The 14,085-nt window shown below is 54.0% G+C and carries 11 protein-coding genes; 10 read left to right on the top strand and 1 reads right to left on the bottom strand.

What is annotated here, in order from left to right; translation table 11 throughout:
* The first annotated feature begins 254 nt into the window (after positions 1 to 254).
* The 8 genes from sdhC (at position 255) to sucD (ending at position 10,056) form a co-directional block, all read left to right on the top strand.
* A complete protein-coding gene (gene sdhC / locus C813_RS39095) occupies positions 255 to 659 on the top strand; it encodes a succinate dehydrogenase cytochrome b556 subunit (protein ID WP_017455937.1) in 405 nt (134 codons plus the stop codon).
* On the top strand, positions 653 to 1,000 hold the full coding sequence (sdhD, locus tag C813_RS39090; protein WP_017455938.1) for a succinate dehydrogenase membrane anchor subunit: 348 nt from the start codon (positions 653 to 655) through the stop codon (positions 998 to 1,000). Before sdhC ends, sdhD begins: the two co-directional genes overlap by 7 nt.
* A complete protein-coding gene (gene sdhA, locus C813_RS39085; RefSeq protein WP_017455939.1) occupies positions 1,000 to 2,766 on the top strand; it encodes a succinate dehydrogenase flavoprotein subunit in 1,767 nt (588 codons plus the stop codon). The genes sdhD and sdhA overlap by 1 nt, the downstream gene beginning before the upstream one ends.
* A gap of 15 nt (positions 2,767 to 2,781) precedes the next feature.
* Entirely contained in the window at positions 2,782 to 3,498 is a 717-nt protein-coding gene (locus C813_RS39080; protein WP_017455940.1) for a succinate dehydrogenase iron-sulfur subunit, read from the top strand.
* Positions 3,499 to 3,874: 376 nt separating this feature from the next.
* Positions 3,875 to 6,682, top strand: a complete 2,808-nt coding sequence (sucA, locus tag C813_RS39075; RefSeq protein WP_017455941.1) for a 2-oxoglutarate dehydrogenase E1 component — start codon at positions 3,875 to 3,877, stop codon at positions 6,680 to 6,682.
* Positions 6,683 to 6,696: 14 nt separating this feature from the next.
* Positions 6,697 to 7,917, top strand: coding sequence for a 2-oxoglutarate dehydrogenase complex dihydrolipoyllysine-residue succinyltransferase (odhB, locus tag C813_RS39070; RefSeq protein ID WP_017455942.1), 1,221 nt, complete (start codon positions 6,697 to 6,699; stop codon positions 7,915 to 7,917).
* Positions 7,918 to 8,020: 103 nt separating this feature from the next.
* Complete coding sequence (gene sucC, locus C813_RS39065) at positions 8,021 to 9,187, top strand: ADP-forming succinate--CoA ligase subunit beta (RefSeq protein WP_017455943.1); 1,167 nt, start codon at positions 8,021 to 8,023, stop codon at positions 9,185 to 9,187.
* A complete protein-coding gene (gene sucD / locus C813_RS39060) occupies positions 9,187 to 10,056 on the top strand; it encodes a succinate--CoA ligase subunit alpha (RefSeq protein ID WP_017455944.1) in 870 nt (289 codons plus the stop codon). Before sucC ends, sucD begins: the two co-directional genes overlap by 1 nt.
* Positions 10,057 to 10,129: 73 nt before the next feature.
* On the opposite strand, the gene C813_RS39055 is transcribed toward sucD, so the two are convergent.
* Entirely contained in the window at positions 10,130 to 10,567 is a 438-nt protein-coding gene (locus tag C813_RS39055) for a winged helix-turn-helix transcriptional regulator (protein ID WP_017455945.1), read from the bottom strand.
* An 89-nt stretch (positions 10,568 to 10,656) separates the two neighbouring features.
* Here C813_RS39055 and C813_RS39050 point away from each other — a divergent pair, with 89 nt between their 5' ends.
* Both C813_RS39050 and cydA read left to right on the top strand, forming a co-directional pair.
* Positions 10,657 to 11,853, top strand: a complete 1,197-nt coding sequence (locus C813_RS39050; RefSeq protein ID WP_017455946.1) for an MFS transporter — start codon at positions 10,657 to 10,659, stop codon at positions 11,851 to 11,853.
* A gap of 650 nt (positions 11,854 to 12,503) precedes the next feature.
* Positions 12,504 to 14,072, top strand: coding sequence for a cytochrome ubiquinol oxidase subunit I (gene cydA / locus C813_RS39045; RefSeq protein WP_017455947.1), 1,569 nt, complete (start codon positions 12,504 to 12,506; stop codon positions 14,070 to 14,072).
* The last annotated feature ends 13 nt before the right edge of the window (positions 14,073 to 14,085 follow it).

Genomic DNA, 14,085 nt, shown 5'->3' with positions numbered 1-14,085 from the left:
AGAATGTTGTTATCGTGATGGGGGTCACTGTTCTGCATAAAACCCGACAAACTATATGTAGGTTAATTGTAATGATTTTGTGAACGACCTATACTGCCGCCAGGTCTCCGGAATACCCCTGCAATCCCGAGCCACCCAGCGTTGTAACCTGTCGTTTAGCATCTGGAAGCTAATTTTTTGCATGACGAGCAGTTATAGAAAAGGACGCTGTCTGACCCGCACGCAGACCGGAGGAAGGAAACTATAAGAATAGCATGTGGGCGTTATTCATGATAAAAAATGTTAAAAAACAAAGACCTGTCAATCTGGATCTGACAACAATTCGGTTTCCTGTTACGGCTATAGCTTCCATTCTCCACCGCGTTTCCGGCGTCATTACTTTCGTGGCGGTTGGCATTCTGCTGTGGTTATTGGGCCTGTCGCTGTCATCCGAAGAGGGCTTCCTGACCGCCTCTGCCATCATGAGCAGCTTTTTCGTTAAATTCATTTTCTGGGGCATCCTGACAGCGCTGGCTTATCACGCTGTGGGCGGTATTCGCCATATGTTAATGGATTTTGGCTGGCTGGAAGAAACCTTCGAAGCAGGAAAGCGTTCCGCTAATCTCTCTTTTGCAATCACTGTCGTGCTTTCAATTCTCGCAGGAGTCCTCGTATGGTAAGCAACGCCTCCGCATTAGGACGCAACGGCGTACATGATTTTATTCTTGTCCGTGCTACTGCCATCGTCCTGACGTTATACATCATCTATATGGTCGGTTTTTTTGCCACACACGGCGATCTGACCTGGGTGGTGTGGACTGAGTTTTTCTCCTCCGCTTTCACGAAAGTCTTCACGCTGCTGGCGCTGTTTTCGATTCTGATCCATGCCTGGATTGGCATGTGGCAGGTGTTGACCGACTACGTTAAATCGCTGGCTGTGCGCCTGGTGCTGCAACTGGCTATCGTCATTGCACTTGCGGTTTACGTGATTTATGGATTCGTTGTGGTGTGGGGTGTGTAATGAAACTGCCAGTCAGAGAATTTGATGCTGTTGTCATTGGTGCCGGTGGCGCAGGTATGCGCGCGGCGCTGCAAATTTCCCAGAGCGGGCAAACCTGTGCGCTGCTCTCTAAAGTCTTTCCAACCCGTTCTCACACCGTATCTGCGCAAGGCGGCATTACCGTTGCGCTGGGTAATACCCATGAAGATAACTGGGAATGGCACATGTATGACACGGTAAAAGGTTCCGATTACATCGGTGACCAGGATGCCATTGAATATATGTGTAAAACCGGCCCGGAAGCGATTCTTGAGCTGGAACATATGGGTCTGCCGTTCTCCCGTCTGGATGATGGCCGTATCTATCAACGCCCGTTTGGCGGCCAGTCGAAAAACTTCGGCGGCGAACAGGCGGCGCGCACGGCAGCCGCAGCGGACCGTACCGGTCATGCGCTGTTGCACACTCTTTATCAGCAAAACCTGAAAAACCACACGACGATTTTTTCCGAGTGGTACGCGCTGGATCTGGTGAAAAACCAGGATGGCGCGGTGGTGGGTTGTACCGCACTGTGCATTGAAACCGGTGAAGTGGTCTACTTCAAAGCGCGAGCAACCGTGCTGGCGACCGGCGGCGCAGGCCGTATTTACCAGTCCACCACCAACGCACATATCAATACCGGCGACGGCGTTGGCATGGCGCTGCGCGCAGGTGTACCGGTGCAGGATATGGAAATGTGGCAGTTCCACCCGACCGGTATTGCTGGCGCGGGTGTACTGGTAACGGAAGGTTGCCGTGGGGAAGGCGGTTACCTGCTGAACAAACATGGCGAGCGCTTTATGGAGCGTTATGCGCCAAACGCCAAAGACCTTGCGGGTCGTGATGTGGTGGCGCGTTCCATCATGATCGAAATCCGTGAAGGTCGCGGCTGCGACGGCCCGTGGGGTCCGCACGCGAAACTGAAACTCGATCACCTGGGTAAAGAGGTGCTGGAATCGCGCCTGCCGGGGATCCTTGAACTGTCGCGCACCTTCGCGCACGTCGATCCGGTGAAAGAGCCGATCCCGGTCATCCCGACTTGCCACTATATGATGGGCGGTATTCCGACCAAAGTAACTGGCCAGGCGCTGACGGTGAACGAGAAGGGCGAAGATGTCGTCATTCCGGGTCTGTTCGCAGTGGGTGAAATTGCCTGCGTATCGGTACACGGCGCCAACCGTCTGGGCGGTAACTCGCTGCTGGATCTGGTGGTGTTTGGTCGTGCGGCAGGTCTGCATTTACAAGAATCGATCGCCGAGCAGGGCGCACTGCGCGACGCCAGCGAGTCTGATGTTGAAGCGTCACTTGAGCGCCTCAACCGCTGGAACAACAACCGCAACGGCGAAGATCCGGTCACCATTCGTAAAGCGCTGCAAGAGTGTATGCAGCATAACTTCTCGGTCTTCCGTGAAGGTGATGCGATGGCGAAAGGGCTTGAGCAATTGAAAGTGATCCGCGAGCGTTTGAAAAACGCCCGTCTGGACGATACGTCCACCGAGTTTAACACCCAGCGCGTTGAGTGCCTGGAGCTGGATAACTTGATGGAAACCGCGTATGCAACGGCGGTCTCCGCAAACTTCCGTACTGAGAGCCGTGGCGCGCATAGCCGCTTCGACTATCCGGATCGTGACGACGCAAACTGGCTGTGCCATTCCCTGTATCTGCCAGAAACGGAGTCCATGACGCGTCGCAGCGTCAATATGGAGCCGAAACTGCGTCCGGCATTCCCGCCGAAGATTCGTACTTATTAATGCGGAGACAGGATTATGAAACTCGAATTTTCGATTTATCGCTATAACCCGGACGTTGATGACGCGCCGCGCATGCAGGATTACACCCTGGAAGGCGAAGAAGGGCGTGACATGATGCTGCTGGATGCGTTAATGCAGCTGAAAGAAAAAGATCCTACGCTGTCGTTCCGCCGCTCCTGCCGTGAAGGGGTGTGTGGTTCCGATGGTTTGAACATGAACGGCAAGAACGGTCTGGCGTGTATCACCCCGATTTCCGCACTCGGCAATGGCAAACAGAAGATTGTGATTCGTCCTCTGCCTGGCCTGCCGGTGATCCGCGATTTGGTGGTGGACATGGGACAATTCTATGCCCAATATGAGAAGATTAAGCCTTACTTATTGAATAATGGGCAAAATCCGCCAGCAAGAGAGCACTTACAGTCACCTGACCAGCGTGAAAAACTCGACGGTCTCTATGAATGTATTCTCTGCGCCTGCTGCTCGACATCTTGCCCGTCGTTCTGGTGGAACCCGGACAAATTTATCGGTCCGGCTGGCCTGCTGGCGGCGTACCGTTTCCTGATCGACAGCCGCGATACGGAAACCGATAACCGTCTGGAAGGTTTAAGCGATGCTTTCAGCGTATTCCGCTGCCACAGCATTATGAACTGCGTCAGTGTATGCCCGAAAGGTCTGAACCCGACGCGCGCCATCGGCCATATTAAGTCGATGTTGTTGCAACGAAGCGCATAAATGTCAGTGCCGGATGGCGCTGACGCGTATCCGGCCTACATTAATAGTGATGTTTTTTTTGCCCGGTAGCGTTAGCGCCGCCGGGTAACAAGGAAGCAGGAAACCTTTAAAAACCGCCACAGTAGACATAATCGAGATGTCTGGTGCGAGACAAGGCGGCAACTGAGCGCATCGCTGGGAGCATAGTCAACTATGTGACCAGGGTAAGCAAAGGCAGCCAATGCAGTCGCAGCCCGGACAGCGAAGATTAGGCAGTTTTTAAAGGTTCCTTCGCGGGCCACCAAGAGCCCGCAAGTGAACCCTGGGACGTGCGCTAACGGGTGTACGTCGTAGTTATCCACGGCGAAGTAAGCATAACAATGCTTAAGGGATCACGATGCAGAACGGCGCAATGAAAGCCTGGCTGGACTCTTCTTACCTCTCTGGGTCTAACCAGAGCTGGATAGAACAGCTCTATGAAGACTTCTTAACCGATCCTGACTCGGTAGATGCAAACTGGCGATCTATGTTCCAGCAGTTACCGGGCACCGGAGTCAAACCGGATCAGTTCCACTCCAAGACGCGTGATTATTTCCGTCAGCTGGCGAAAGATGCTTCACGTTACTCTTCCTCTATTTCCGACCCCGACACCAATGTAAAGCAGGTTAAAGTCCTGCAACTTATCAACGCATACCGTTTTCGTGGTCACCAACATGCGAACCTCGATCCGCTGGGATTGTGGCAGCAAGAAAGGGTTGCCGATCTCGATCCGGCTTACCACGATCTGACGGAAGCCGATTTCCAGAACAGCTTTAACGTGGGTTCTTTTGCGATTGGCAAAGACACCATGCCGCTGGGCGAATTGATTAACGCACTGAAAGAGACCTATTGCGGTTCGATCGGTGCGGAATATATGCATATCACCAGCACCGAAGAGAAACGCTGGATCCAGCAACGTATTGAGTCCGCAACGGGCAAGTCAAGCTTTAGCAGTGAAGAGAAAAAACGCTTCCTGGCTGAGCTGACGGCTGCAGAAGGTCTTGAACGTTATCTGGGCGCGAAATTCCCCGGAGCGAAACGCTTCTCGCTGGAAGGCGGGGATGCGCTGGTGCCGATGCTTAAAGAGATGATCCGCCACGCGGGCAAGAGCGGTACTCGCGAAGTGGTGCTGGGTATGGCGCACCGCGGACGTCTGAACGTACTGGTTAACGTGCTGGGTAAACAGCCGCAGGATCTGTTCGACGAATTCGCCGGTAAACATAAAGAACACCTTGGCACCGGCGACGTGAAATATCACATGGGCTTCTCGTCCGACGTGGAAACGGAAGGCGGCCTGGTTCACCTGGCGCTGGCGTTCAACCCGTCACACCTCGAGATTGTCAGCCCGGTGGTTATCGGTTCCGTTCGTGCGCGTCTTGACCGCCTTGACGAACCGAGCAGCAATAAAGTGCTGCCAATCACCATTCATGGCGACGCCGCTGTGGCGGGGCAGGGCGTGGTGCAGGAGACCCTGAACATGTCGAAAGCACGCGGCTACGAAGTGGGTGGCACGGTGCGTATCGTCATTAACAACCAGGTGGGCTTCACCACATCGAACCCGCTGGATGCACGCTCTACGCCGTACTGTACCGACATCGGTAAAATGGTGCAGGCGCCGATTTTCCACGTGAATGCGGACGATCCGGAAGCGGTGGCGTTCGTCACTCGCCTGGCGCTCGATTTCCGTAACACTTTCAAACGCGATGTCTTTATCGACTTGGTGTGCTACCGCCGTCATGGCCATAACGAAGCCGACGAGCCGAGCGCAACCCAGCCGCTGATGTACCAGAAAATCAAAAAACACCCGACGCCGCGCAAAATCTATGCCGATCGTCTGGAGCAGGAAAAAACCATTACGCTGGAAGATGCCACCGAAATGGTCAACCTGTACCGCGATGCGCTGGATGCGGGTGAGTGTGTGGTCGCCGAATGGCGTCCGATGAATATGCACTCCTTTACCTGGTCGCCGTACCTCAACCACGAGTGGGATGAGAGCTACCCGAACAAGGTGGAAATGAAGCGCTTACAGGAGCTGGCAAAACGCATCAGTACGGTGCCGGAAGCCATCGAAATGCAGTCCCGCGTGGCGAAAATTTACGGCGACCGCCAGTTGATGGCGAGCGGCGAGAAATTGTTCGACTGGGGCGGCGCAGAAACGCTGGCGTATGCCACGCTGGTGGATGAAGGGATCCCGGTGCGTTTGTCCGGTGAAGACTCCGGCCGCGGCACCTTCTTCCATCGCCATGCGGTGATCCACAACCAGGCGAACGGTTCCACCTATACGCCGCTGAGCCATGTACACAATTCACAGGGGGCGTTCCGCGTATGGGACTCCGTGCTCTCTGAAGAAGCGGTACTGGCCTTTGAATATGGTTATGCCACGGCAGAGCCGCGCACGCTGACCATCTGGGAAGCGCAGTTCGGTGATTTCGCCAACGGCGCGCAAGTAGTTATCGACCAGTTCATCAGCTCCGGCGAGCAGAAATGGGGCCGTATGTGCGGCCTGGTGATGCTGCTGCCGCACGGCTATGAAGGGCAAGGCCCGGAGCACTCCTCCGCGCGTCTGGAGCGTTATCTGCAACTGTGTGCTGAACAAAATATGCAGGTTTGCGTGCCGTCTACGCCAGCACAGGTTTACCACATGCTGCGTCGCCAGGCACTGCGCGGTATGCGTCGCCCGCTGGTGGTGATGTCGCCGAAGTCGCTGCTGCGTCATCCGCAGGCGGTTTCCACGCTCGATGAGCTGGCGAACGGCACCTTTATGCCAGCGATTGGCGAAGTGGATGATCTTGATCCGCAAGGCGTTAAGCGCGTGATCCTGTGCTCTGGTAAGGTCTATTATGATCTGCTGGAACAGCGTCGTAAAAACGACCAGAAAGATGTCGCGATTGTGCGTATTGAACAGCTTTACCCGTTCCCGCACCAGTCGGTGCAGGAAGCGCTGAAACCTTACGCTCACGTACATGATTTTGTCTGGTGCCAGGAAGAGCCGCTTAACCAGGGCGCATGGTACTGCAGCCAGCATCATTTCCGTGATGTGATTCCGTTTGGGGCCGCTCTGCGTTATGCAGGTCGCCCGGCCTCCGCCTCTCCGGCGGTGGGATACCTGTCCGTTCACCAGAAACAGCAACAAGATCTGGTAAATGACGCGCTGAACGTCGATTAATTAAAGGATAAATAATGAGTAGCGTAGATATTCTTGTTCCCGATCTGCCCGAGTCCGTTGCTGACGCGACCGTTGCGACCTGGCACAAAAAACCAGGCGATAGCGTACGACGCGACGAAGTGTTGGTCGAAATCGAAACTGACAAAGTGGTACTGGAAGTACCGGCGTCGGCAGACGGTATTCTGGACGCGGTGCTGGAGGATGAAGGCACCACTGTGACTTCCCGGCAGATCCTTGGTCGCCTGAAAGAGGGCAACAGCTCTGGTAAAGAGAGCAGCGCCAAATCTGAAGAGAAAGAGTCCACGCCGGCACAGCGCCAGCAGGCCTCGCTGGAAGAGCAAAACAATGACGCCCTGAGCCCGGCGATCCGTCGCCTGCTGGCTGAGCACAACCTTGAAGCCAGCGCTATCAAAGGCACGGGCGTCGGTGGTCGTATCACGCGTGAAGATGTTGAGAAACATCTGGCGAAAGCGCCGGTGAAAGAAGAGAAACCGGCTGCTGCTCCGGCGAGCGCCCCGGTGGCACCGCTGGCTGGCCGCACCGAAAAACGCGTGCCGATGACCCGTCTGCGTAAACGCGTTGCTGAGCGTCTACTGGAAGCGAAAAACTCCACCGCCATGCTGACCACGTTCAACGAAGTCAACATGAAGCCGATTATGGATCTGCGTAAGCAGTACGGTGATGCCTTTGAAAAACGTCACGGTATCCGCCTGGGCTTTATGTCTTTCTACGTGAAAGCCGTGGTTGAAGCGCTGAAACGCTATCCGGAAGTGAACGCGTCCATCGATGGCGATGACGTGGTTTACCACAACTACTTTGATGTCAGCATGGCGGTTTCCACGCCGCGTGGTCTGGTTACACCGGTGCTGCGCGATGTCGATACGCTGGGCATGGCTGATATCGAGAAGAAAATCAAAGAGCTGGCGGTTAAAGGCCGTGATGGCAAACTGACCGTTGACGATCTGACCGGCGGTAACTTCACTATCACCAACGGTGGTGTGTTCGGTTCGCTGATGTCTACACCGATTATCAACCCGCCGCAGAGTGCGATCCTCGGCATGCACGCCATTAAAGATCGCCCGATGGCGGTTGATGGCAAGGTCGAGATCCTGCCGATGATGTACCTGGCGCTCTCTTACGACCACCGTCTGATTGACGGTCGCGAATCTGTTGGTTTCTTGGTAGCCATCAAAGAGCTGCTGGAAGATCCGACTCGCTTGCTGCTGGACGTCTAGTGTCCTTAGCCCGGCGGCGTCAGTTGCCGGGCCACTATAACGAACACCTGCTTTGTAGGCCGTCATCCGGCGTGACAAATTAAATGAAGGATGGATAGAACACATGAACTTACACGAGTATCAGGCGAAACAACTGTTTGCCCGGTCAGGTCTGCCGACTCCGGTTGGTTACGCCTGTACTACCCCGCGTGAAGCAGAAGAAGCGGCATCCAAAATCGGCGCAGGCCCGTGGGTGGTAAAATGCCAGGTCCATGCAGGCGGCCGTGGTAAAGCGGGCGGCGTAAAAGTCGTCAACAGCAAAGAAGATATTCGCGCCTTCGCGGAAAACTGGCTGGGCAAACGCCTGGTGACCTACCAAACAGACGCGAACGGCCAGCCGGTAAACCAGATCCTGGTTGAAGCGGCGACCGATATCGACAAAGAGCTGTATCTGGGCGCGGTGGTTGACCGTAGTTCTCGCCGTGTCGTGTTCATGGCTTCTACCGAAGGTGGCGTGGAAATTGAAAAAGTGGCGGAAGAGACCCCGCACCTGATCCACAAAACCACCATCGACCCGCTGACCGGCCCGATGCCGTATCAGGGACGCGACCTGGCATTCAAACTGGGTCTGGAAGGCAAGCAGGTTCAGCAATTCACCAAAATTTTCATGGGACTTGCGACCATTTTCCTTGAGCGCGATCTGGCGCTGATTGAAATCAACCCGCTGGTTATCACCAAACAGGGCGATCTGATCTGCCTCGACGGCAAACTGGGCGCTGACGGCAACGCCCTGTTCCGCCAGCCGGAACTGCGCGAAATGCGCGACCAGTCGCAGGAAGATCCGCGCGAAGCGCAGGCAGCACACTGGGAGCTGAACTATGTTGCGCTGGATGGCAACATCGGTTGTATGGTCAACGGCGCAGGTCTGGCGATGGGCACCATGGACATCGTGAAACTGCACGGTGGCGAACCGGCAAACTTCCTGGATGTGGGCGGCGGTGCGACCAAAGAGCGCGTGACCGAAGCGTTCAAAATTATCCTTTCCGATGAAAACGTGAAAGCGGTGCTGGTTAACATCTTCGGCGGTATCGTGCGTTGCGACCTGATCGCTGACGGTATCATCGGCGCGGTAGAAGAAGTGGGTGTTAACGTACCGGTGGTTGTGCGCCTGGAAGGTAACAATGCTGAACTGGGCGCGAAACGCCTGGCAGACAGCGGCCTGAATATTATTGCAGCGAAAAGTCTGACGGATGCAGCACAGCAGGTTGTTGCCGCAGTGGAGGGGAAATAATGTCTGTTTTGATTGATAAGAACACCAAAGTTATCTGCCAGGGCTTCACCGGAAGCCAGGGGACTTTCCACTCCGAGCAGGCAATTGCCTATGGTACGCAGATGGTTGGCGGCGTTACGCCGGGCAAAGGCGGCACCACGCACCTCGGTCTGCCAGTTTTTAACACCGTGCGCGAAGCGGTTGAAGCGACTGGCGCGACGGCTACCGTTATCTATGTTCCGGCACCGTTCTGCAAAGACTCGATCCTTGAAGCTATCGACGCGGGCATTAAACTGATTATCACCATTACTGAAGGTATTCCGACGCTGGATATGCTGACGGTGAAAGTGAAGCTGGACGAAGCTGGCGTGCGCATGATTGGCCCGAACTGCCCGGGTGTTATCACCCCTGGCGAGTGCAAAATCGGTATCATGCCAGGCCACATTCATCAGCCTGGTAAAGTTGGTATTGTTTCCCGTTCCGGTACGCTGACCTATGAAGCGGTTAAACAGACCACGGATTACGGTTTCGGCCAGTCCACCTGCGTGGGCATCGGCGGTGACCCGATCCCGGGTTCAAACTTTATCGATATCCTGAAACTGTTCCAGGAAGACCCGCAGACCGAAGCGATTGTCATGATCGGTGAGATCGGCGGCAGCGCGGAAGAAGAAGCGGCGGCGTATATCAAAGATCACGTGACCAAACCGGTGGTGGGTTATATCGCTGGCGTGACCGCGCCAAAAGGCAAACGTATGGGCCACGCTGGCGCCATCATTGCCGGTGGTAAAGGCACTGCGGACGAGAAATTCGCTGCTCTGGAAGCTGCAGGCGTGAAAACCGTGCGCAGCCTGGCCGACATTGGCGAAGCGCTGAAATCTGTTATTAAATAAAACCTCATTGCTCCTCCATGTAGGGGAGCAAGTATCCTTTCGACATGGTTGGCCGCTCCCGTAGCGGCCTTTTTTATGGCTGCAGTTTACGTACCTGCGTGTTTGCCGCACTCAGGATACGCCCGTCTGCCGCCTGCGGTTGCATCGGCGCAATAGCTTCGCCGCTTTGGCTATCAATCAACACGGAATGCGGTTCGTTCGGCGCGAAAAGATGCTGTTCGCCCCACTGGCGCAGCGCCACGACGACCGGAAACAACGACTCACCTCTTTTTGTCAGCACATACTCCTGATACGCCGTGCCGTCTGATGCCGGCTGCGTGGTGAAAATACCCGCTTCCACCAGTTTGCGTAGTCTGTCGGTAAGAATATTGCGCGCCACGCCAAGGCCACGCTGAAAATCGCCAAAACGGCGCGCACCATCAAAAGCGTCACGCACGATAAGGAGTGCCCAGCGATCGCCAATCAAATCGACAGAACGTGCGACGGGGCAAGGTTGAGTATTCAGTGGCATGGTGAATCTCCGGTTAAGGATTTTGGTTGCATTTTAAAACTGGATTGTCTACGCTTCAACCAGTTTCGTTTTGCAACCAGGTTGCTGCTATGAATAAAAATACACAGGCGACACCGCGCGCTTTAATCGCACTGTTTGCGGTCGCCAGCGGTTTATGTGTGGCGAATGTCTATTATGCGCAGCCGTTGCTGGATGCACTGGCGCAGAGCTTTGCTATCAGCCAGGCGGCTGTCGGCGGCGTGGTGACGGCCACACAAGTGGGATCGGCGCTGGCCTTATTGTTGTTGGTACCATTGGGCGATGTTGTTGAGCGACGCAGGTTATTGTTGGTGCAGTTGCTGGTGTTAGTGGTTGCGCTCGCCGTTGTCGCGCTGGCGCAATCGGCAACTGTGTTGCTTGTGGGTATGCTGGCGACGGGGTTACTGGGCACGGCGATGACACAAGGATTGATTGCCAGTGCGGCCAGCATCGCTAACGAACAAGAGCGGGGCAGGGTAGTGGGTGCGGCGCAAGGCGGCGTTTTTATCGGCCTGCTATTAGCACGAGTTTTTGCTGGTGTTATTAGCGATTTAGCGGGTTGGCGCGCGGTTTATGGCGTTTCAGCATTGCTGATGATGGTGTTATTGCTGCTGCTCTGGCGGCGGTTACCTGTGATGGGTAGCGCGATGATTTCTGTCAGCTGGTTACGTTTGATGGCCTCAATGCTGGGGCTGTTACGCACAGATCGCGTACTGCAAGTCCGCGGCGTATTGGCGTTGTTGATGTTTGCCGCTTTTAACATTTTCTGGAGCGCAATGGTGTTGCCGTTAAGCGCGGCACCGTTTGGTTTCTCCCATACGGCTATTGGCTTGTTTGCCCTGGCGGGTGTTGCGGGCGCGCTGGTGGCGGCAAAAGCCGGGCGCGAAGCGGATCGTGGCAATGCGCAGCGCACAAGTTTGCTGGCGCTTTTTTTGTTGCTGCTGGCCTGGTGGCCACTGTCACAGCTACAACACTCTCTGTTGTTGTTTATTTTTGGCGTTATTTTGCTCGATCTTGGCGGTCAGGCGCTACATGTCACCAATCAGAGCCTGATTTTGCGTACCGACGCATCTCAGCACGGCAGACTGGTGGCGTTGTATATGCTGTTTTACGCCCTCGGCAGCGGGTTGGGTGCGATGACAACGACGGCGGTTTACGCTGTTTTCGGCTGGCAGGGTGTTTGCTTACTTGGCGCAACAGTGACGTTGCTGGCGCTTATCGTCTGGGGCGCGACCCGGCGCTGGATGCTTGTCAGTAATAACCCATAAAATAAAAGGGTATTAGCGTGCCAGAAAATATAACGAATAATCACTGCGCGGTGTTAAGTATGATAATCGCGGAAGTGAAATAATTGTAAAATAAACAAGATAATCACCCGCTTTAATTTTACGTCCCTCTTTAGATGTAACGTGTGTCTCATTTTTTAGATGAATGCTAAACGTTAAATAAAGTCGCCATTATTTATCGTTACTCGCCGATTGATAACCATTGATAGCGTTAAAATGAACATGCTGTTAACAATGTTTTTACTGCAGTTATACACCGGATACAAAATTAACAATGCTGAATAAAATTGATTTAAATCAATATTTAAAAGCTTGGAAAAGATGTTGAAAATCGTTAAATTGTCGCCGATCAAATTGGTGCAAAAGTGGTAAATTCGCTATAAATTGATCACTGTCGAAAAACGTAAAACTAACTCAATAAAAACCTTTTTATTGTAAGGGTTTTGCGGAGTAATATATGCGTGAGATCAATTCGAGTTTTTTATTAACCTGGTTGTAACTTTTTTCATTCATTGTCACGCTTTATGTGATGTGAATAAAACAGTGCAGCAATTTTGTATTGGGGCATGCGTGTGAACCTTCGCTAACGGGGTTTACTCTCGGAGTCTTCATGCGATGAGCAAGGAGTCATAATGTTAGATATAGTCGAACTGTCGCGCTTACAGTTTGCCTTGACCGCGATGTACCATTTTCTGTTTGTGCCACTGACGCTCGGTATGGCGTTCCTGCTGGCAATTATGGAAACGGTCTACGTCCTCTCCGGCAAACAGATTTATAAAGATATGACCAAGTTCTGGGGCAAGTTGTTTGGTATCAACTTCGCACTGGGCGTGGCTACCGGTCTGACGATGGAGTTCCAGTTCGGGACTAACTGGTCTTACTATTCCCATTATGTTGGGGATATCTTCGGTGCGCCGCTGGCCATTGAAGGTCTGATGGCCTTCTTCCTCGAGTCTACGTTTGTAGGTCTGTTTTTCTTCGGTTGGGATCGTCTGGGCAAAGTACAGCACATGGCAGTGACCTGGCTGGTGGCTCTTGGCTCCAACTTGTCCGCACTGTGGATTCTGGTCGCAAACGGCTGGATGCAAAACCCGATTGCTTCTGATTTCAACTTTGAAACCATGCGCATGGAGATGGTGAGCTTCGCTGAGCTGGTGCTTAACCCGGTTGCACAGGTGAAATTCGTTCACACTGTGGCGTCTGGTTACACCTGTGGTGCGATCTTTATCCTTGGCATCAGCTCCTACTACCTGCTGCGCGGGCGCGACATCGCCTTTGCTAAACGCTCTTTTGCTATCGCTGCCAGCTTCGGTATGGCTGCGGTGCTGTCTGTTATCGTGCTGGGTGATGAATCCGGCTACGAAATGGGCGACGTGCAAAAAACCAAACTGGCTGCGATTGAAGCCGAATGGGAAACTCAGCCTGCACCGGCGGCGTTTACCCTGTTTGGCGTACCGGACCAGGATAAGCAAGAGAACAAATTTGCTATCCAGATCCCATACGCGCTGGGCATCATCGCCACCCGTTCTGTTGATACGCCGGTCATTGGTCTTAAAGATCTGATGGTGCAGCACGAAGAGCGCATCCGTAACGGTATGAAAGCGTATCAGTTGCTGGAGCAACTGCGCGCAGGCTCTACCGATCAGGCCATTCGTGACCAGTTCAATAACATCAAAAAAGATCTTGGTTATGGCCTGCTGCTGAAACGCTATACGCCGAACGTGGCAGACGCGACAGAAGCGCAGATCAAGCAAGCGACTAAAGACTCCATCCCACGCGTTGCACCGCTGTACTTCGCGTTCCGCTTGATGGTGGCCGCTGGCGTGCTGATGCTGCTGATTATCGGTGCCTCTTTCTGGACCGTGATTCGTAACCGCATCGGTGAGAAAAAATGGCTGCTGCGTGCTGCGCTGTATGGCATCCCGCTGCCGTGGATTGCTATTGAAGCGGGCTGGTTTGTTGCAGAGTACGGCCGTCAGCCTTGGGCGATTGGTGAAGTGCTGCCGACCGCAGTTGCGAACTCATCGCTGACCGTTGGCGATCTGCTGTTCTCCATGATTCTGATTTGCGGCCTTTATACGCTGTTTATGGTGGCGGAAGTGTTCCTGATGTTCAAATTTGCTCGCCTTGGGCCGAGCAGTCTGAAAACAGGTCGCTATCACTACGAGCAGTCCACCGTGGCTTCTCAGCCGGCACGCTAAGACAGGAGTCGTC

Source organism: Kosakonia sacchari SP1 (genome assembly GCF_000300455.3).
Lineage (GTDB): Bacteria > Pseudomonadota > Gammaproteobacteria > Enterobacterales > Enterobacteriaceae > Kosakonia > Kosakonia sacchari.
Note: the sequence above shows the minus strand (reverse complement) of the source record. Positions and strands in the feature narration are given on the sequence as shown.

Bases quoted from the DNA above. Each gene is read 5' to 3' on its own strand.
- sucA (WP_017455941.1), top strand. From the start codon at position 3,875: ATGCAGAACGGCGCAATGAAAGCCTGGCTGGACTCTTCTTACCTCTCT.
- sdhA (WP_017455939.1), top strand. From the start codon at position 1,000: ATGAAACTGCCAGTCAGAGAATTTGATGCTGTTGTCATTGGTGCCGGT.
- C813_RS39050 (WP_017455946.1), top strand. From the start codon at position 10,657: ATGAATAAAAATACACAGGCGACACCGCGCGCTTTAATCGCACTGTTT.
- sdhD (WP_017455938.1), top strand. From the start codon at position 653: ATGGTAAGCAACGCCTCCGCATTAGGACGCAACGGCGTACATGATTTT.
- cydA (WP_017455947.1), top strand. From the start codon at position 12,504: ATGTTAGATATAGTCGAACTGTCGCGCTTACAGTTTGCCTTGACCGCG.
- sucD (WP_017455944.1), top strand. From the start codon at position 9,187: ATGTCTGTTTTGATTGATAAGAACACCAAAGTTATCTGCCAGGGCTTC.
- C813_RS39080 (WP_017455940.1), top strand. From the start codon at position 2,782: ATGAAACTCGAATTTTCGATTTATCGCTATAACCCGGACGTTGATGAC.
- sdhC (WP_017455937.1), top strand. From the start codon at position 255: ATGTGGGCGTTATTCATGATAAAAAATGTTAAAAAACAAAGACCTGTC.
- odhB (WP_017455942.1), top strand. From the start codon at position 6,697: ATGAGTAGCGTAGATATTCTTGTTCCCGATCTGCCCGAGTCCGTTGCT.
- C813_RS39055 (WP_017455945.1), bottom strand. From the start codon at position 10,567: ATGCCACTGAATACTCAACCTTGCCCCGTCGCACGTTCTGTCGATTTG.
- sucC (WP_017455943.1), top strand. From the start codon at position 8,021: ATGAACTTACACGAGTATCAGGCGAAACAACTGTTTGCCCGGTCAGGT.